Here is an 18,406-nt window from a genome sequence, read left to right on the forward strand (position 1 = left end):
CCGTATTAGATCAATTCTGATTCTAAAATATCTATGACTTCATTTGCAGATTATATGAGGGTCATTGTATGTTTTTTTACCGATCCATAAATCATGAGGTAATACATCCCATATCAAGTGCAAATGTCTGGCTTGAACATCATCTATATCGCCCTGATATTCCCAAAATCCATAATCAAAAGTACCTTGATCCGGATGCGAAACAACTAAATCACCATTAGTATAAACGCACTGACAACCACTATTCTTACCTGTGCCTCGATATGAATTATTAAAAAGTCCATGATAAAACCAACCTTTTATTCCTTCTTTTACCCAGGTATTACCCTCACAGTCTTTACCGTTTTCCGGTTCTTTCATCGGGCACTTATTATATGAATTTCTGCCCAAATCGCCGCTCTTTTTAAGATGATATACATTTACGGTAAAATCACCGCTATTATTCGAATAGTCTACATCATTAATTTCAAAAGAAATATTTCCTGAAGTGTCTGAAAAAAAATACAGACACGGTAAATAGTTACCGTCCGTCAGCTTTGCAAAATCTACCAACTGATAATAAATCGGATGGCGAAACAGTGAAATGGTTGTCATGCCATGATCTTTTCCGGCAACCAATGTAACTACCGAACCGTGTTTGTAGTTATACTTATTTTGCTTTGAGTATCCTGAAATGCCGTCACCATTGGTAAGGCCACCGTCCGAGCCAAGATGTATCGCACCTAAAACTTCAATGAAGACAAAATCTCCTCGCTCAACCGAAATACCCGTTTCAATCGGTACGCCAGAACTGCCATTTATTTGAAAAGAGTGCGTTTGGTAGTTTTCATTGGACAATCCTTGCACATGTAAAAGTACTCTTTTTTGATGAGCACAGGATGAAAGTGTCAAAATAGACAAATAGAGAGTAATGATCTTTTTCGTCATGCAGGTTTCGTTGAATTTATATTATAAGAAAGCAGTTATATCAAAAAATTAAAACCTCTGGCCTGCATATTGCGTTTGTAAAAAATGGATGATATAAAAAATCGGTTCGCTATATATAAATTGGCAATTTCTTTATACAAAAAATAGTTCAATTTTTGTGAGATTAACTGTAAAATTTTTCCCGGCATCTTTTTTGAATGCACTGAAATCTGTCAGTTATCTCCATTCCGCAAAGGATTTCGGCTCATAACTTTCTTATATAGTTACGTCGAATTTTTTTATCCAAAAAACTTGGATTCGTAATAAGAACCGTTAAATTTATAGCATTCATCTATTGAATCCCATCACGAGCAAGCCCACAGGAGAAGCATTATGAATACCGGCAACAATAAACCCATATCCAATCAGGAAATGTACCATCCTTCCAATGACGTCATCGCCAATGCGCATATCAAAGATTATGAAACGCTGTACCGACGTTCCGTCACGGACCGCGAAGGTTTTTGGGCCGAAGAGGCCGGAAAACTCGAGTGGTATAAATCGTGGGACCGCGTACTCGATGACAGTAAAAAGCCTTTTTACAAATGGTTTACCGGCGGTAAAACAAACATCATTCTCAACGCGATTGATCGGCATTTGAGAGACTGGCGCCGAAACAAATTAGCCATCATCTGGGAAGGCGAACCCGGCGATGTGCGAACCTATTCCTATCATGCACTCAATCGCGAAGTATCCAAGTTTGCCAACGTCCTCAAAAGCATGGGCGTACGCAAAGGCGAAATCGTGACGATCTATATGCCGCAAATACCGGAACTTGTTTTCGCTATGCTGGCATGCGCCAAAATCGGCGCTGCGCACAGCGTGGTGTATGGCGGCTTTAGCGTGGAAGCATTGGCCGCTCGGATCGAAGATGCTAAGAGCCGCGTACTCGTTACGGCCGACGGCGGATGGCGGCGCGGAAAAATCAACGATCTCAAAACCATCGCCGACGAAGCCATCAAACGTTCCCCCACGATCGAGGTATGTATCTGTGTCAAGCGCACCGGCCATGAAGTGCGCATGGAAAACGATCGCGATTTCTGGTACCACGACCTGATGAGTTTGCCCATCGCCAATCCCAAGTGCCCTACCGAAGTCATGGACGCCGAAGATATGCTTTTCATCCTTTACACGTCCGGTACGACCGGGAAACCCAAAGGTTTGGTGCATACGCACGGCGGCTACTCCGTATATACATCCACGACCCACCGGTACGTTTTTGATATCAAAGACGAAGACCGCTGGTGGTGTGCCGCCGATCCCGGATGGATCACGGGTCACAGCTACATCGTCTACGCGCCGTTGATCAACGGTGCGACGGTCATGATGTACGAAGGCGCACCCAATCATCCGTACCCCAACCGCTGGTGGCAGATCATCGAAAAATACGGTATCAGCATTCTCTACACTTCACCCACGGCGATCCGCGGTCTGATGCGGTTTGGCGAACAATGGCCCAAACGTCACGACCTGAGTACGCTCCGGCTGTTGGGGTCGGTCGGCGAGCCGATCAATCCCGAAGCGTGGAAATGGTATTATCGTAATATCGGACAAGAGCGCTGCCCGATCATGGACACGTGGTGGCAGACAGAGACCGGCGGCTTTATGGTAACACCGCTCCCGGTAATTCCGCTCAAACCCGGCTCCGCAACAAAACCCTTTTTTGGAAATGAAATCGCCGTCGTGGATGATCACGGCAAAGAAGTCGCGGCAGGCGAAGAAGGTAAACTGATCATCAAATCACCGTGGCCGGGTATGGCACGTACGATCCTCGGAGATCCCGCACGCTTTGTGGAAACGTATTGGAAAGAATTTGAAAAACAAGGTTGGTACAAAGCGGGCGATTCGGCCCGTCTCGACGAAGACGGCTATCTTTGGGTGATCGGACGCATTGATGACGTGATCAAAGTCAGTGGATATCGCCTCGGAACGGCCGAAATCGAAAGTGCGTTAGTAAGCCATCCGGCTGTCTCGGAAGCTGCGGCTATCGGGCTTCCGCATGAAGTCAAAGGTCAAGCTATATACAGCTATGTGATCCTGCGCGCCGGACAGACGCCGAGCAAAGAACTCGAAGAGACGCTCAAAGAACATGTCGCCAAAGAAATCGGTCCGATCGCGCGGCCGGAGAGCGTTACGTTTCTGGATGTGCTGCCTAAAACGCGCAGCGGCAAGATCATGCGCCGCGTACTCAAAGCCCGCGCTTTGGGCTTAAATGAAGGCGATGTGTCCACGTTAGAGGAATAATCGAAAACGGTTTAGTGCATGGCGATAAAGTTTTGGGGTAGGAAATTAATATTTGAATTACAGATTTCCGGATAGAGCGTAGGGACGGTTCGAGGACTGATGAGAATGCCGAATATGATGCAATAACTTTCGTTAAAATCGTATTAGACACGAAATATTCGTGTTAATCAACCATAGAATTACACGTACGATCAAAAGGGGTTTTCAGTTTACAACTCACAGTTCTTATAAGTTTATCATCCAGTCACAAATAGCCGTAAGTTGATCGTCATTTGTCAAATTAGCGGTACCGTTCAACGTGCCTGTTTGAAGTTGTTTGTATATCTCAATTGCCATTGCATTTTCGATAGCGGCGCCGATAAAAAAAGTTTGTGGATTCAATTTTTTCTTTTTAAAACTTGTCCGAATTCTATTGAGTGCTGAGTTTGCAGTTTTCCAATGCTCATCAGCACCCGCTGGATCAATACCTCCTTTTAATTCTCCCAACGCAATGAATTTGCCTGGTTGACGAATGATGGATTGATTATCGTCTTTTAATTCTTCTACCTTCGCCTGAAGGATTGAGACGTCAACGTTTTTATTCACCAACGGAATATTAGTATTAAGCACCATAAGACGATCTTGATTCTTTTTCCAGTAGATTGCTTTGATGCGTTTCTCAACGTTGGCATCCTCTTGAGGTTTATCGAGCCAAGTATTTGTATGGCTATCTTTCCATTTGTATTTGATACCTGAAAGATTGAAAACTGAAATCAGGGATCTTAAAAACTTTCTTTCGCCAAGGGAACCAGCAAGATTTCTCGCTTTACCTCCAAGTGCATCGCCCTTAGTAAGTAAATATCGGTATACCAATTCGTCAATGAATCCTTTCCCTGCTGGCTCTAGAAATTTCTCAATCAGACCATTGATAGCAATAGTTCTGTCATCATCATTCAAATAATTCAATGATTTATCAGAAAGGCCCGACGCAGTAAGTAGTCCAGCCCTTAAATCTTTTACTTTCAAAAGATCTTTTGGTTCTTTCACTTGTGAAGACAATGCTTTCAACGCTTTCGCTTCTTCGATGTAGGGAACGGCAATGTAGTTTTTCTCTAACGCCATTGCGATAAAGCCTGCCCGGGTTTCTTCTTTTGAAGTGATTAAATCGACAGCAGATTTAATGATTGAGTTTTTTATTAGTTTTTTTGCCATAGGTAAACACATTTACGGACTTCAGTTCTTCCAAAGCTTCCCATTTGTTGGCTACTATTGCCTTTACCTTTGGGTAACACAAAAATCTTATTTATTTTGAAACCAAAGTTTTCTGCAAACTCCGATAGAATTAAGTCAACAGGAATTTCTTCTCCCCCATAACGAACATTATCATTCACCATTACACAATAACCACCGCTTTTTGTAACCCTAGCCATTTCATAAATCACAAAACACATTTCAAGAAAATAATTTCTCACCATTCTTGTAATGTTCGCATTGTTGAGTTTATCCAACTTATTTAGCTCACCAAGGACAGAATTTATTTCGGACATCGCGTTACAGTTTTTATAAACATCCATTACTCGGTAAAAAGTCTCTTCTTTGCCAAGCGACGAATAAATTCGACTTAAGAAATCTATTTTTTCTTTGTTCTCTACTGTACAAGACAACATTGCTTGCCGCAGATTACGAACCTGCTCACTGCTATTCCCAAGGTAAACCAACTCTAATGCGTATGTCCTCGTGTAATCGTAACGATTGCAGTAGGGAGGCGAAGTGACAATGAAATCAAAAAAATCTTCATTGAGTTTCGGAAGTTCTTCCAAACACGAACCTGCAGTAATTTTAACAGGATGTGATTTGTGTCTATTATCACTCCTATTGTAAGGATTCTGCTCAAACAAATTTATTGGCTGGCTTGGTAAAAGATCAGAAACTATTTGATTGAGTTTGTGCTTGAGTGCTTCATCGAAAGAGAGTATTCTTCCCTTATCAAAGGGTTTACCAAAAAGGTTCCTCTTGCTACGATAATCCCAACGCAAATACTGTCCGTCTTTTCTGGTGAAGCTTATCTCCTCTAAAACGGAGAAAGCAGCAAAGCGTAAAACTGTTTGCGTTTTTTGGTCTTTAATTTTTGAACAATAGCTTAAAAATTTATTTAGTAGAATTTCCGTTTCATCCGCAAAAGCATCTTTGGTAATCGAAATGTGATTTATATGGATTTCGTAATTCTCAATCTTTGCAAGCTCCTTCCAAAGATCCCCTACTGTTGAACGAAGTGTATCAATATCAATACCCTTTAACGCTTCCCTTGTCTCCATTACGAAAACACCTACCGGAAGAATTTCGATTCCATAAGATTCCCAACCAAGCTCCTGTCCACCAAAAAGTGTTGTTCCTGCACCAGCAAATGGATCTAAAAGTTTACCCGGCTTCTTTGCATATTCTGTCAAAAAGTATTTGACAAGCGATGAAGAAAAACCTTCTTTATATTTGAACCAACGATATATCGGTTCTTCTTTGTTCGCCTGAAAACTAACTACTTTCCGATTTAGGTGATAAGCTGTTTCTAACCTGTCGACAAATCGACTGTGTAAAAGTTGGCGTTCAGTCGGTAATAATTCTTCTGTTAATGTCATTGCGCGAGGATACGTTCTTTCTTTTTTAGTTTTAAATCGGTTCCCTACATTAGGTTCAATTCAATTGAATAATCAAGTATATTACTAGTAAAACATAGAATACGTATAAATTGTATATTTCCTAATTAAAAAGGTAGTCTCTTTTTTCAAGAGAAAAACTAATAAAGCTCATGATGACATAACTTCACAGAATTGATTATACATAATTGACAGGAAATACACCCGCACCAGTATTCAAAACGCCTCCACCCTAACGTTTCATCCAATCTTCCCGCTTCAGTTCATACACAAAGCAGTCATCTTCTCCGAATCGTTGTTCGCGTACAAAACGAAATCCCAGACGTTCGTAAAACCGGTGCGCCCGGACGTTATCCGCCAGCGGGTCTATGATCACGGTATGCACATCCTCTTCGGTAAAACAGCGTTCGATGGCCTGGTGCATCATCGCAGTTCCATAACCTTTGCTCAGATTTTCGGCTTCGCCGATCCATATATCAAGCGCACGATAGCCACTACCGATCGCACCCCAGTATTGGGTTTCTTCCCGTTGCGGATCAATGATCTGTATAAAGCCGATAGGTTTCCCGTCAAGCTCGGCGATGAGCTGTTCCCGCCACGACGGTTCGCGCTGCAGTTCCTCTTCCCAGTGCCAGTCATCGTTGGGATCGGACTCTATGACGTGCGGCTGTTCATCCCAAAACCGGAGGATAATCGAATCCGCAGAAGTCGCTTTTCTCAGCGTGACGTATTTTCGTTGGTGATCCGTCATAGCTAAGGACGATAAAGTAAATAACGAATGGTGTGGACGCTGATTGTGCAGCAACCACACCTGAATTAAAAAATAAACCAAATCGGATATGTGAAGTTACGGAATTATCGGTTGGAAATACAGTATGTTTTCATCCTGATGGATGGTACCCGCCTCTGTTTTTTTGTAACCGTGCGTTTCACGGTATTTGCTCAAAGCGGCATCCACTTTGATGTATCCGACCAAATACGACATCGGATTTCGGTAAGGAAAACCGGTCGTCATACAGCGCTGTTCCGGAATATATCGGTATTTTAAAAGCGAGTCTGTGGTGATAATCGCCTCCACGCGTGCATCGTCGGCCATGAAACCAATGTGATTGGGCTTCTGGTCGGTAAAATAAATATCGAGCGGCGCAATATTTGTAAAACCATTGTTGGTCAATAAAAGCCGCAATTCGGTCGTTATCTTTCCGACCTCTCTGGCATCCGTTCCGTGCATCTCTTTGTAAATAAAATGATACGGACCAATACGCTGCTCACGTATGGTAATGGATACAAAAACGCCCATATAAACTGCATAAATCGCCAATCCCGATACGACAACCGCACCGATAATGAGTAAAATTTTCATAACACCCTTTAATGTTTGATAAAAAAAGAAAATGATCGGGTAAAATAATCTCTTTATCGGCGGGAATCGCTCAACTTTATAAAGTCGGACTCAATTTTGAGGTTTATTCAGGCTTTTTTTATACTCCAGCGGGGTAATTCCTTCAAATTTTTTGAATACGGCATTGAATGTAGATTTACTGTTGAAACCGGATTCTAGCGCTATGCCTAATAATGTCATTGTGTTTACATCCGGTTGTGCCAAACGACGTTTGAACTCAGCGATACGTAGTGTATTGATATGATCAAAAAAATTATGCCCGTAGTGCTGATTGATCAGCTGCGATACAAGATGCGGCGAGGCATTTATTTTTTTGGCAACATCGGCTAATTTTAAATCGGGTTGCAAATACATTTTTTCATCATCAAATGCGCTGCGAATAGCTTCCGTATATTCGGACATTTCCTCTGAACTTAGAACGACGTTTTTGTATTTTTGGGTAAATCCGCCGGTAACCGCATCGGGATTATTAAATCCGTAATACATCGCAAAATACATGATCGCCGATAAAGCCAACGTGTAAGCATAATTAGCATCCGGCGAAAACACCCCGCTATAGAACACCTGTATCACCAACCCCGAAACCAGTATCAGGTACGCACAAAAAAAGCCGATGAGGAATTTAATCCATTTTAATCGTCCGGTAATATCCTCCTGATACATGCGATCAAGCAGTTGTTGCTTTTCTATGCGAACAGAACGCAAAGACAAAAGCATATACGTCGTAAAATGAATCACCTGTAAAACGAAGATCACGTAGTCTATGACCCGTAACGGCAAGTGGCCCGAAATAAAAACCTCGATAAATGCAACTTTGGCCCGGTGACCTAAAAACCAAAGCGGCCACGATACTCCGCAAAACAATAAATAAGGCACGCAATGAAGCGACTGGATTTTTGATATCTCGAACTCCGCATCCGTGAGGCTGCGGCTGTATAACCACATCAGTGGCCCAAAAAGAAGCATGAATCCGTTTGAAATGCCAAAGAAATGAGAAAATGCCGTGTACGCGCCTGAAGCGATAAAAAGATATTCGGCATTCGCCAGTATCAACAGTATGAATATGACAAAAAGAATACGTGCCGAGCCAGAGCGCCGCAACTTGCCCGCCGTCAGTATCGTAAAAAAAATACCATGTGCCGTGCTGATCAAAAGTAAAAAACTTACCATAGTGAGCGAAATTTGCATACGTCAGCACATAAGTTGGTTATACATTGCGAAACAATATTTGTATTTCAGTTAGCCGATGCCTTTGCCCAGATAGGGACGCAGTCTGGGCGGTACGACGGTACGAATCAGCGCTTCGCGCAGCACCCATTCTTCATTTTCGGGTACTTTGACGAGCGTACGAAATGCGCCGCTTTCCAATACAGCGATGGGCACACCGTTTTGATACAGCACACGGTTTTGTGCGAGCGCGGCCACTCTATCGCCCGGGATGACGCTCCCCAAAAGATTGAGCGGATCTACGGCCGAGAGCGCGACCATCGCCTGATCCGGTTTTTCACGACGGATCGCACGCAGTTTGGTCACCGCTTCGGGTAGTGCAAACTGTTCACCGGAAATGCTCTCCACAAAACGTCCGCCGCGGATTTCTCCGCGCGCTTCCATTTTGCGCAGCATCCGCACGAGGTCCCGCCACGGCGGCGTCCACGCTTCGCGCTCGACCAATCGGCGAAACACAACCCCGTAGCGTTTGAGTAGCCGATCGGCTGAAAACTGTAACGCAGTTTCTTCGGCAACCGGTATCGCATCCGTAAATGTCGTTTGGATCAAGCCCCAACGGCCCGCATTGTCCATCGAAAAAGGCGGCAGTTTACGATGATGTGCCGATTGCGTTTTATATTTGGCCGGTACTAAAAGCGCCCGCAATCCGTTGAAACTGTCGGCCGTCACCAGCCCGAGCGCGACCAGCTCTGCCATACCGTCCTCCGCCTGCGAACGCAGTACGCCCGCGTACTCCGCCACTTCATGAAAAAATGACGCGCCGCGTTGCTTGAGAAAATCATACACTGCCTGCGCCGCATGGGATAACGCATCGCTGCCCGTATGATCTGCGGATGTGATCGCGTGCCACAATCCGATATGTTTGCGCTGCTGCAGCACGATCGGTGTGGACTTGACCGGCCCGCTCCCGCCGGAGGTGCGCGCATACCGCACACGCCCCCACACGATGCGTCCGGACAGACACGCCATATCCAACATGGCCGGATCGTACTCTGCGATACGCAGCGGAAGGATATCGCTTTCCCATGCTACCGCCGCCGCTTCGTAGCCTTCCATTTGTTCGATGATCGTAAGCAAAGCCTCCGGTCCTTCTAAGCGATCCGCCGATCCGGCGTGCTGCCACACTAAAAGAAAACGCATAAAATCCGACAGCGGCACGGCTTCGATTTCTTTACGCAGTCGCTCCATCGTATAGCGATGAATGCGCGCCAGCAAACGCCGTTCACACCATTCGACCGCCGATGCGGGATCGGTAAAAGAACCGCGAAATACAAAACCTTCGTTTTCCAATGTTAGCAGCGCGATGTGCACTTCCGACTCGGCGATGGTCAGATCCTGCGCGAGACGCGCGGTTGTGACCGGACCCAAACCTTCGAGGCGACCGCGTACGATCTCGACGAGCGCTTTGTCGCGTTCCCAGGTTTTGCGAAGTATTTTTTCAGGAATGATAAGGTCGGTCGGATGCACCACTTCAAACCCGCAGGTTTTAAACTGAGGCATACGTTCGACACTAGTATATACGGCATGCGATCCGCCGGACGAAATTTTAGCGACACGTTTTTGAGCGATCAGCAGGTCGGCTAATTTTTGGAACGGACGTATCTCCTGTCCCGTCATGCATCCGATCAGCGTCAGTGCATCATGCAGTTCGTCCGTATTTTCCGGCGACGGCCACGCTTCACTGCGTACGCGTTCAATAGCTTGGATATCTAGTTTACCGAGGTCGGCCGCTTCGGAAGGATCAGTCCAGCGACGATTGGCAATTGCACGCGTGCGGCGTTCTTCCAGCGGTGCCGGATCCAAAAAGGCATAGGGCCGGGCGTTGAGTATTTCCTGCGCAAACGGCGACGGTTCCCTCAGATCACGACCTATGCGACGGATTTGTGCATTCTCCATTTGCCGAAGCAAATCTTCCAGCGTTTCGATATCCATCGCTTCGTACAAACAATCTTCGATCGTCTGAGCGACCAAAGGATGATCCGGGATTTCGCGTTCTCCGACGATATTCTCCAAACACGCCAACTGATCGGGAAATACCAACGCGACGAGATCCTGCGCTTGCATGCGCTGTATTTGCGCCGGTACGCGTTTACCGTTGCGGGTGCGCTGCATCGCCAGCGAACGCGTGGCATTCCATCGCCAACGGATTTCAAACATCGGCGAATCGAATACGGCCTGGATCAGCGTGTCCCGCGCAATTTTGGAATTGAGGTAGTCAAATACTTCTTCGATGGGAAAACTGTGCGTCGAACCGAGGGATAATACGATGGCATCGTCGGTGGCAGCCGCCTGCAATTCAAAATTAAATTTACGGCAAAATTTTTTGCGCAACGCCAATCCCCACGCACGATTCATCCGATTGCCAAACGGAGCGTGAATGACCAAATGCATGTCGCCCGCTTCATCAAAAAAACGTTCGAGGATGATCGTATCCTGCGTGGGCATCGCTTCCAAAGCCAAATACCCCGAAGCGACGTAATGCACCAGTTGTTCCGCCGCGCCCAATCCCAGTCCGAGCTCCGAACAAAGCCATTGCACGGCCGGTTGCATCCACGGTGTTTTTCCCGGCACGGCCGGACCGTCGGGATTTTGCCGAACCGACGCACTGAGCACCTGCGGCTTGAGCATTTCGACCGAACCCAACTGTTCACCGATTTTTTCGCGTAAGCGTGCGACCGCTTGGGATAATTCGATTGTGCGCCCCGGCGCTTCGCCGAGCCAAAACGGAATCGAAGGCGGCGCCTGTCCGGCATCCACGACGCGCACGACACCGTCATTGACGCGGGTGATTTTCCAGGAATGATTGGCTAACTGGAAAATATCGCCGGCTGAACTTTCGATGGCAAAGTCTTCGTTGAGCGTACCGATAAACGTATCCGTCGGTTCGAGACGGACGTCGTACTCAAAATTATCCGGGATGGCTCCACCGGATGTCAAAGCGACGAGCCGTGCGGCAGGACGTGCGCGCACGACACGATGAACCATATCATGATGGAGATAAGCGCCCCGGCGACCGCGGCGTGTCGTAAATCCTTCCGAAAGCATGGTGAGTATTTCGTCAAACGTTTCGCGCTTCAGGTTACGAAAGGGATAAGCCTTTTGACTCAGAGCGAATAATTCATCTTCGGTGCATTCGCGGCAGGATGTTTCGGCGATGATTTGCTGAGCCAAAATGTCAATCGGTTGTTCGGGCATCAGAATCCGGTCCAGTTCACCTCGGTACACGGCGTCCAGCAAAGCCGTACATTCGACAAGTTCGTCCCGCGTGAGCGGAAACAAGCGTCCTTTGGGCGTGCCATGAATGCTGTGACCCGAACGGCCTACACGCTGCAGGAACGCCGCGATCGAACGCGGTGAACTGATCTGGCATACGAGGTCAACGGAGCCGATATCAATACCCAGCTCCAGCGAAGCCGTAGCGATCAAAGCGCGGAGCGATCCCGATTTGAGTCGCTGCTCCGCGTCGAGGCGATGTTCTTTGGACATACTGCCGTGATGCGCGCGTACAACATCCGCACCGAGGCGTTCAATGAGTTGAAACGAAAGCCGCTCTGCCAATCGGCGCGTATTGACAAAAATAAGCGTCGTGCGGTGTTCGGAAATCAGCTCGACCAAGCGCTCGTAGATTTCGTCCCACACTTCGCTTTCCATCACGGCGCCGAGCGGCGAACGCGGTATTTCGATACCGAGATCCATCGCACGCCGATGACCGACGTCAATGATCGTACACGGCGCAGCACCGGGCTCCAAGCGGCCGATGAGAAAATCGGCAACTTGGGTAAGTGGTTTTTGCGTTGCAGAAATGCCTATCCGAGTCAACGGTCGGGAAACCAGCGATTGCAGGCGCTCGAGCGACAAGGCGAGATGCGATCCGCGTTTACTGCCGACCAAGGCGTGGATTTCGTCCACGATAGCGATACGCGCGGATTGGAGCATCTTGCGACCACCGTCGCTGGTGAGCAAAACGTATAATGACTCCGGCGTAGTGACGAGAATATGCGGCGGCGACTTGAGCATGGCGGCACGTTCGCCTGCCGGTGTATCGCCCGTACGCACTTGCACACGTATCTCCACGCGGGGCAATCGCAGCGATTCCAATTCGTCCTGTATAGCCTGCAAAGGACGTTGAAGATTTTTTTCGATATCGTTGGAAAGCGCTTTGAGCGGAGATACGTACACGATGCGCGTTTCTTGCGGAAGCCCGCGTTCAAGGCCTTCGATGACTAAATCATTCACAATTGCAAGAAACCCGGCCAAGGTTTTACCGGAACCCGTGGGTGCGGCGATCAGCGTATGCTTTTTTTCTACAATGGCAGCCCATGCCTGCGATTGGACTTCGGTCGGTTGCCGGTATTCACGGACAAACCAGCGTGCAATGGCCGGATGAAAATTTCGCGGGATCGAAGCGTCCATAAAAAATACAATGCCATTTCTACATGGGGGTTTGCAAACGGTCGTTAACGGAAAACATGTTAAGCGCGCTTTCGCGCATAAACATTAGCCGATTTCCTGCGGTTACCGCAGGTTTTCATACTGCACCACCGCCGCGTTTTGTTTTTTCCTTGGTCGTAAAAAAACAAACGGCATCGGGGATTCGCACACTGTTTTATGCGCGACGGATCGCCGGATTCCAAGAGGTCAACCAACGAAACGGCTAGGGGTACTACAAAATGTTCCGGCGATTGGAATGCGTACGCGGCTTGTTTTTTAAAACCCGACGGCGATTCCTCAAGCCGTAGCACCATGCCTCCGGATGACAAAATAAAATTTATCTCATCCGTGGCCGTTTTCGGTACAGGTTTATGTGCCATGATACAGCTTAACACTTCAAAACATACCCGCCGAAATTTATGAACTTTTCGCAACACGGCTTCGGATTCGGGTGAATGGGTCCATATGCGATTCAGTTCATTACGACGCGCATGCGTGAGTATACCCGCCTCCTCCATCCATACCAAAATATCTTTGTTATGCTGCAATGTTTCTACAGTGCTGTTTTTCTGAAGATACACCGTATTGACAAAATCCATTACGGTATGACCGCCTAAAAAAATAAAAGATGGGGATGCGTTTTTCATTTGTGATCTTTGAAAATATGTGATCAGATAGCCAATTTTCGCAGTTTGATACGAGTGTATGTCAAAGTTTACGTTAAGAAAAAACTATGGACGAAAACAATCGAGTACCACCAATTAATCGTAGCATGAAACCGAACCTAATGTAATCGGTTATCAACTATGCATTTTAAACATAGTTGTTCATTGATCAGTTTAAGCAGTGCGTTCCTATTGTACAAGGCATTTTACTACGCTTCGCTCGTGATATTACAGTCTAATATGAAATACTATTTGGGGAAATATTAATCGACGTGATCTTTATCGTGTTTTACGATAATTTAGAATAAGCTTGAGGTTGGGGCGCATACTTACAGTCCTGTAAAAAAGAAAATTGTTTTAGTTAATTAATCCTTCATTTTTAAACAACAAATACTCTATAGGCACCAAAGAGAAAATAGAATTAACATCGTGTGTATATATCTAAAATGAGATTTATAGAAAGCAATCTGAATCAAACCTTACAAGACAGCCGCAATGGCGATTTTATTTTCTTCACTTTCTCATTCGCATTCACAAGAATCCCTCAAAACTTTCACTACAAAGTTTGTCTTCACCGAATTATATGCACCGAAATAACCGGCTATCTTATCGCCGTCCTCATCCGTGATATTCGAACGATACGTAATAGGTGCATAATAACGCCAATACCTCATAGAATCCCAAACCGCCGGCTCAATACTTGTCGTTTCTCGCATACCCCATGCCCGCGTAAGATTGGTGTCCAGCGCCATGGATGTCCAGGGAATACTGAAGTATGAAATTCCTCCGCACTTACTAATTATGATAGGAGCGGCTGCACGGTTTGATGACCATAGTTGCACTATATCCTCTTCGTTACCATAAAGATATGGCATACGAAAGCGATAGACATAACCATCCGTAACTACACTACCACTGACAAACGTTTCCCCATAACATATGCTTGATTGAGGAGTTTCTTTTTTGGGATAAGATAGAACTGTGTCACCTACGGATATATTATTGATCGTAATATCACCGGGTACTTTTACAATTCCCTGATACGTTTTCCCTCCCGATCTTTTAACAAGCAGTGCACAAGTCTGTTGACCGTAAACGTGAAGCGCGTCCGCCACATCCCGGTAGGTGCCTTTGCCGACATGCTCCAACCGGACAGTCTGATCGCCTGCCGTGATATAGACCTCCGCATCGTCATGGTAGGTAAGCAGAGCTTGATACTCATCCACAAACGCGCGCAGTTGTATTCGCATCATATGATCCTGCAAATTGGCAGCGTCCGTCGAGTCCGGAAAAATAGTGTGGAGTCGTCCGACGAAAACCTCTATCGGAAATTCACGATCTTCATCCGGCGCTACATGCGCCACGACCAATTCATAGTCCTTATCAAGGCGCCCTTCGTAGGGTTTTGCCTTATGATCCGTACAACCGAAGCTACTTAAAAGCAATACAATAGAGGCTACTAGCTTCGACATGGATGCCTTATCTAGCTTAATCGCATGTACAAGAATCATTCATTGCCTTTACGACAAAGTTAATACTTACTGAATTATATGACCCAAAATATCCTGCAATTTTTTTTCCTTTTTGATCGGTAATATTCGACCGATCTGTTATAGGAGCGTCATACTTCCAGTAACTCACCGTATCAATCATATCATCACGTGCGCCGGTTGTTTCACCGAGGCCCCAGGCATGGGATAGCACTGTATCAAAAGCCGTAGAAGTCCACCAAATGTTATTTGCATATGATGCTTCTTCGCAATTATTAAGTGTATGTGGACAGCCAAAGGAATTAATAAATTCCAAGAAGACTATGCGTTCGTCAAAGTTGTGACTATTATCAACTTGTTGCGAACGATAAAATAAAGCTCCATCCACTTGAGGTCCAATGATTCTTGGTGAACCAAAACAAAGTTGAGATGATTTTCTTCTTTTTAAATATGATACTATTGTATCTCCGCCTTGCACACTGCTGAGTGATATACTACCTGGAACTTTAGCGAATGCCTGGTAAGTTTTGCCCTTAGGCCGAATAACTTTGAGAGAACAAGTTTGAAGGTTAGAGATATGGAGTGCATTGGCGATGTCCCGATATGTACCTCTACCTACATATTGAAGCTCCACGGTTTGATCGCCTGCCGTGATAAAAACCTGAGCATCATCATGATAGGATAAGGTTGCCAAGTATTCGTTTTGAAACTGCCGAAGCTGAATCTTGAGCAGTGGTTCCTGAATACTGGCGTTATTCAAAGTATCAGGGCGAGGCACTAGTAGGCGACCCACAAAAACTTCGATCGGATAGGTTCGATCTTCGTCGGGCATAACATGGCCGATCACAAACTCATAATCTTTGTCAAGTTTTCGGCGTAATGATGGTTTTTCGTCGTGTTCGTCGAGGCAGCCAATGCACCCTGAGAAAACAACAACGCTCTGAATAAAAACTAAAAAAAGATTTTTCATTTTGTTGTCCAAAATTAGTGGGCTACCCGAATATTACTTCTAGATAGCCCATACTTAGAATGATCTTTCAATGAATCTTAATATACCAATTGAATCATCCACCAATCCATATCGGTAAGACCTACACCGACGGTATTAAATGAACTTTCACCATCGTTAGTTCTTTGCGCTAAGTTAGCTTCACTGATATTTCTAATCCCCCCGTGCTGATAGCGGTCATCATTGACCGAATTATACACATCTACTTTGTACCCTTGATTTTGTGTGACCATCGATGTCGGATCAGCCATATCATAAAAATCTGTTTGTGTATATACTACGGCATTAGCGCCTTCAGTTCTGTTATATTTCCCCTGCACATAAGTATGATTTGATTGATCTGCTTCGATCGCTACCATACGAAGTGATGTTGAAAGGTTATCAACTCTAACAAGAGCTATCTCTTCATTCGGATCCACTTCGTATGCTTCTTTGTCATTAATGTCCAGATAATACCTATATACTCCAGCCGCATCTAAATGATTGCCTCCATCAAAAATATGCGTCGTAGTGCTAGCTATTGTCGTTGAATTGGGATCATTATATGAAAAGTACACTTCAAACTCTTCTTCACTTGCATCCTCTTTGTTTTTTAAGTCAATTTTCTTGAAGGCCATATATGTCCCAGCAATAGGCGTGGAGGCTGATTTTGCCAGATTGATTTGATCATCATTACTTTCTTTAATAAAGAAAATTGTTTCATTTGTTGGATTCTTAGGATCTATGGTGATAGTAGTTTCCGTTATCGAGTTTCCATCATAATAAAAGGCTGGTTCTTCTATTACAGGCAACCCTGTTTCTTCCTCCTGTACATCTTCGGGAAAATGATAGACATCGGGATCAAGCCCAACATAATACGTTGTTGAAGTAGCTCCCTTAGCCATCACATTCGCTTGAGACTTGGAATACAACTCAATCTCAACTGGAAAGTTATAATGACTTGTTTTTGAAAGAACGGAACTGGAAGGCAACTCATTGAGTCGAATACTACTTTTACTTAATTTTGTAATAGTTTCTTGCGTAATCCATGAAGGATCGGCAGCTAAAATGCTAGCTATTTCATTGAGCGCTTCACGCGTAAGCGAAACATCGTTGTCATATTGAGCGCCTTTATCTTCATTCGCTTTTTCCTGACACGCCATCGTCCATACCATAAAAAGGCAGATCGGGACGATTTTCCATTTTGATGTTTTCATTTGTAAGACTCCCTTTAGAAAAATTTGGGGAAACAAATGATTGCTAATCCATTTGTGATATATTAGATTGGCAACGGGAAGATCATATTACTTTATGATTCAATGCCCCAAGCGCTGAATTTGGTAATATGCATCTTCCTTTTTTGTTTCGGTTGTGAAAAAATTAATTGGACCGACTGCTATCTTTGTAAATTGCGAATGCCCTCACCTCCTTTTTTTTGGAATTTCAAAGTCATACCAACTTCAATTCAACTCAATCATCGAGCTTAGATGGCTTAGATGGCTTAGATGGCTTAGATGGCTTAGATGGCTTAGATGGCTTAGATGGCTTAGATGGCTTAGATGGCTTAGATATTCCCTATAATACCCATAATATATCCTACGATAAGAATATAACAAAAAAAGCAGCTGAAATCTGTAGGTATTTTACTGAAAATCTTGTAGGTAATTTACCTACAAGATTTCGCTAAGAGTAAAAAAATCAACAAAAACAGATAGCCTTTCAAAAATATTTCATAGGTTACAAAAACAATCTCTCCTGCTGATTTGCTAAAGAGTCAGTGACCGCCTAAAAAATAAAAGATGGGGATGATGTAGTCATATAAAATCTTCAGCGAGGTTCTAAACTTCTATATGTATCAATTTTTTTACACCCTGCATTCTTACAGGAAATTCGTTAGATTGACTTTCCATAAGGCATTACGGTTAGCTCAACTCGTGCCTTTAAAATAATACATACAATTTCAAAATAATTATTTAATTTTAGTTAACCGACCTTACGTATATCAAGAGATCTTTACATGGAAACATCATCCTTATTTACCATCATCGCCGCATTTCTCTCGCAATCACCCATTGTCGTCGTATGGATTGTCGGCGCGGTATTGGCTTATCGGCAAAAGCCTGTTTATCCGCGAAAATCGCTGTTGATCATTATTGCCATGTTGCTTTTTCTCGGCCAACTTTTTATTAACACCATTCTTAATATCGTATTCCCGATGATGTGGGATACCCAGCAACTGCTCCTGAGCTACAACGTCAAAGCGATGGTTACATCCATGATCATGACGGCGGGCTGGATTTTGATTATGATGGCGTTATTTATGAAGGAAAAATCCCGTGACGGATTCGGACAAAACTGAGAAA

The 18,406-nt window shown here is 44.9% G+C and carries 14 protein-coding genes; 3 read left to right on the forward strand and 11 right to left on the reverse strand.

The window, feature by feature from the left end:
* Positions 1-39 precede the first annotated feature (39 nt).
* Positions 40-927: a hypothetical protein gene (locus HUU58_07560; protein ID NUN45525.1), complete on the reverse strand. Its 888-nt coding sequence runs from the start codon at positions 925-927 to the stop codon at positions 40-42.
* A 372-nt stretch (positions 928-1,299) separates the two neighbouring features.
* Between HUU58_07560 and acs the strand changes: the two genes are divergently transcribed.
* Positions 1,300-3,210 (forward strand): acetate--CoA ligase, encoded by a 1,911-nt coding sequence (acs, locus tag HUU58_07565; GenBank protein NUN45526.1) that lies wholly within the window; start codon positions 1,300-1,302, stop codon positions 3,208-3,210.
* A gap of 225 nt (positions 3,211-3,435) precedes the next feature.
* Here acs and HUU58_07570 read toward each other — a convergent pair whose 3' ends face one another.
* The 10 genes from HUU58_07570 to HUU58_07615 form a co-directional block, all read right to left on the reverse strand.
* A complete protein-coding gene (locus tag HUU58_07570; protein NUN45527.1) occupies positions 3,436-4,401 on the reverse strand; it encodes a restriction endonuclease in 966 nt (321 codons plus the stop codon).
* Entirely contained in the window at positions 4,386-5,822 is a 1,437-nt protein-coding gene (locus tag HUU58_07575) for a site-specific DNA-methyltransferase (protein ID NUN45528.1), read from the reverse strand. The genes HUU58_07570 and HUU58_07575 overlap by 16 nt, the downstream gene beginning before the upstream one ends.
* Positions 5,823-6,072: 250 nt before the next feature.
* Positions 6,073-6,591 (reverse strand): acetyltransferase, encoded by a 519-nt coding sequence (locus tag HUU58_07580; protein ID NUN45529.1) that lies wholly within the window; start codon positions 6,589-6,591, stop codon positions 6,073-6,075.
* Positions 6,592-6,687: 96 nt separating this feature from the next.
* Entirely contained in the window at positions 6,688-7,203 is a 516-nt protein-coding gene (locus HUU58_07585; GenBank protein NUN45530.1) for a hypothetical protein, read from the reverse strand.
* A gap of 90 nt (positions 7,204-7,293) precedes the next feature.
* Positions 7,294-8,430, reverse strand: coding sequence for an AraC family transcriptional regulator (locus HUU58_07590; protein ID NUN45531.1), 1,137 nt, complete (start codon positions 8,428-8,430; stop codon positions 7,294-7,296).
* Positions 8,431-8,481: 51 nt separating this feature from the next.
* The gene (locus HUU58_07595; GenBank protein ID NUN45532.1) at positions 8,482-12,882 is read right to left on the reverse strand and encodes a DEAD/DEAH box helicase; all 4,401 of its coding nucleotides are present in this window, start codon (positions 12,880-12,882) and stop codon (positions 8,482-8,484) included.
* A 59-nt stretch (positions 12,883-12,941) separates the two neighbouring features.
* Positions 12,942-13,547 carry a CGNR zinc finger domain-containing protein gene (locus HUU58_07600; GenBank protein NUN45533.1) on the reverse strand — a complete coding sequence of 202 codons (606 nt, stop codon included), beginning with the start codon at positions 13,545-13,547 and terminating at the stop codon, positions 12,942-12,944.
* A 539-nt stretch (positions 13,548-14,086) separates the two neighbouring features.
* Positions 14,087-15,037: a hypothetical protein gene (locus HUU58_07605; protein NUN45534.1), complete on the reverse strand. Its 951-nt coding sequence runs from the start codon at positions 15,035-15,037 to the stop codon at positions 14,087-14,089.
* A gap of 16 nt (positions 15,038-15,053) precedes the next feature.
* The gene (locus tag HUU58_07610; protein ID NUN45535.1) at positions 15,054-16,025 is read right to left on the reverse strand and encodes a hypothetical protein; all 972 of its coding nucleotides are present in this window, start codon (positions 16,023-16,025) and stop codon (positions 15,054-15,056) included.
* A gap of 77 nt (positions 16,026-16,102) precedes the next feature.
* Positions 16,103-17,260 carry a hypothetical protein gene (locus tag HUU58_07615; GenBank protein ID NUN45536.1) on the reverse strand — a complete coding sequence of 386 codons (1,158 nt, stop codon included), beginning with the start codon at positions 17,258-17,260 and terminating at the stop codon, positions 16,103-16,105.
* A gap of 218 nt (positions 17,261-17,478) precedes the next feature.
* Between HUU58_07615 and HUU58_07620 the strand changes: the two genes are divergently transcribed.
* Together HUU58_07620 and HUU58_07625 are read left to right on the forward strand one after the other, a co-directional pair.
* A complete protein-coding gene (locus HUU58_07620; protein ID NUN45537.1) occupies positions 17,479-17,730 on the forward strand; it encodes a hypothetical protein in 252 nt (83 codons plus the stop codon).
* Positions 17,731-18,060: 330 nt separating this feature from the next.
* Positions 18,061-18,402, forward strand: coding sequence for a hypothetical protein (locus HUU58_07625; protein ID NUN45538.1), 342 nt, complete (start codon positions 18,061-18,063; stop codon positions 18,400-18,402).
* The last annotated feature ends 4 nt before the right edge of the window (positions 18,403-18,406 follow it).

It is taken from the genome of bacterium (assembly GCA_013360215.1).
Classification (GTDB): domain Bacteria; phylum CLD3; class CLD3; order SB21; family SB21; genus JABWCP01.

Bases quoted from the DNA above. Each gene is read 5' to 3' on its own strand.
- HUU58_07560 (NUN45525.1), bottom strand. From the start codon at position 927: ATGACGAAAAAGATCATTACTCTCTATTTGTCTATTTTGACACTTTCA.
- acs (NUN45526.1), top strand. From the start codon at position 1,300: ATGAATACCGGCAACAATAAACCCATATCCAATCAGGAAATGTACCAT.
- HUU58_07570 (NUN45527.1), bottom strand. From the start codon at position 4,401: ATGGCAAAAAAACTAATAAAAAACTCAATCATTAAATCTGCTGTCGAT.
- HUU58_07575 (NUN45528.1), bottom strand. From the start codon at position 5,822: ATGACATTAACAGAAGAATTATTACCGACTGAACGCCAACTTTTACAC.
- HUU58_07580 (NUN45529.1), bottom strand. From the start codon at position 6,591: ATGACGGATCACCAACGAAAATACGTCACGCTGAGAAAAGCGACTTCT.
- HUU58_07585 (NUN45530.1), bottom strand. From the start codon at position 7,203: ATGAAAATTTTACTCATTATCGGTGCGGTTGTCGTATCGGGATTGGCG.
- HUU58_07590 (NUN45531.1), bottom strand. From the start codon at position 8,430: ATGCAAATTTCGCTCACTATGGTAAGTTTTTTACTTTTGATCAGCACG.
- HUU58_07595 (NUN45532.1), bottom strand. From the start codon at position 12,882: ATGGACGCTTCGATCCCGCGAAATTTTCATCCGGCCATTGCACGCTGG.
- HUU58_07600 (NUN45533.1), bottom strand. From the start codon at position 13,547: ATGAAAAACGCATCCCCATCTTTTATTTTTTTAGGCGGTCATACCGTA.
- HUU58_07605 (NUN45534.1), bottom strand. From the start codon at position 15,037: ATGTCGAAGCTAGTAGCCTCTATTGTATTGCTTTTAAGTAGCTTCGGT.
- HUU58_07610 (NUN45535.1), bottom strand. From the start codon at position 16,025: ATGAAAAATCTTTTTTTAGTTTTTATTCAGAGCGTTGTTGTTTTCTCA.
- HUU58_07615 (NUN45536.1), bottom strand. From the start codon at position 17,260: ATGAAAACATCAAAATGGAAAATCGTCCCGATCTGCCTTTTTATGGTA.
- HUU58_07625 (NUN45538.1), top strand. From the start codon at position 18,061: ATGGAAACATCATCCTTATTTACCATCATCGCCGCATTTCTCTCGCAA.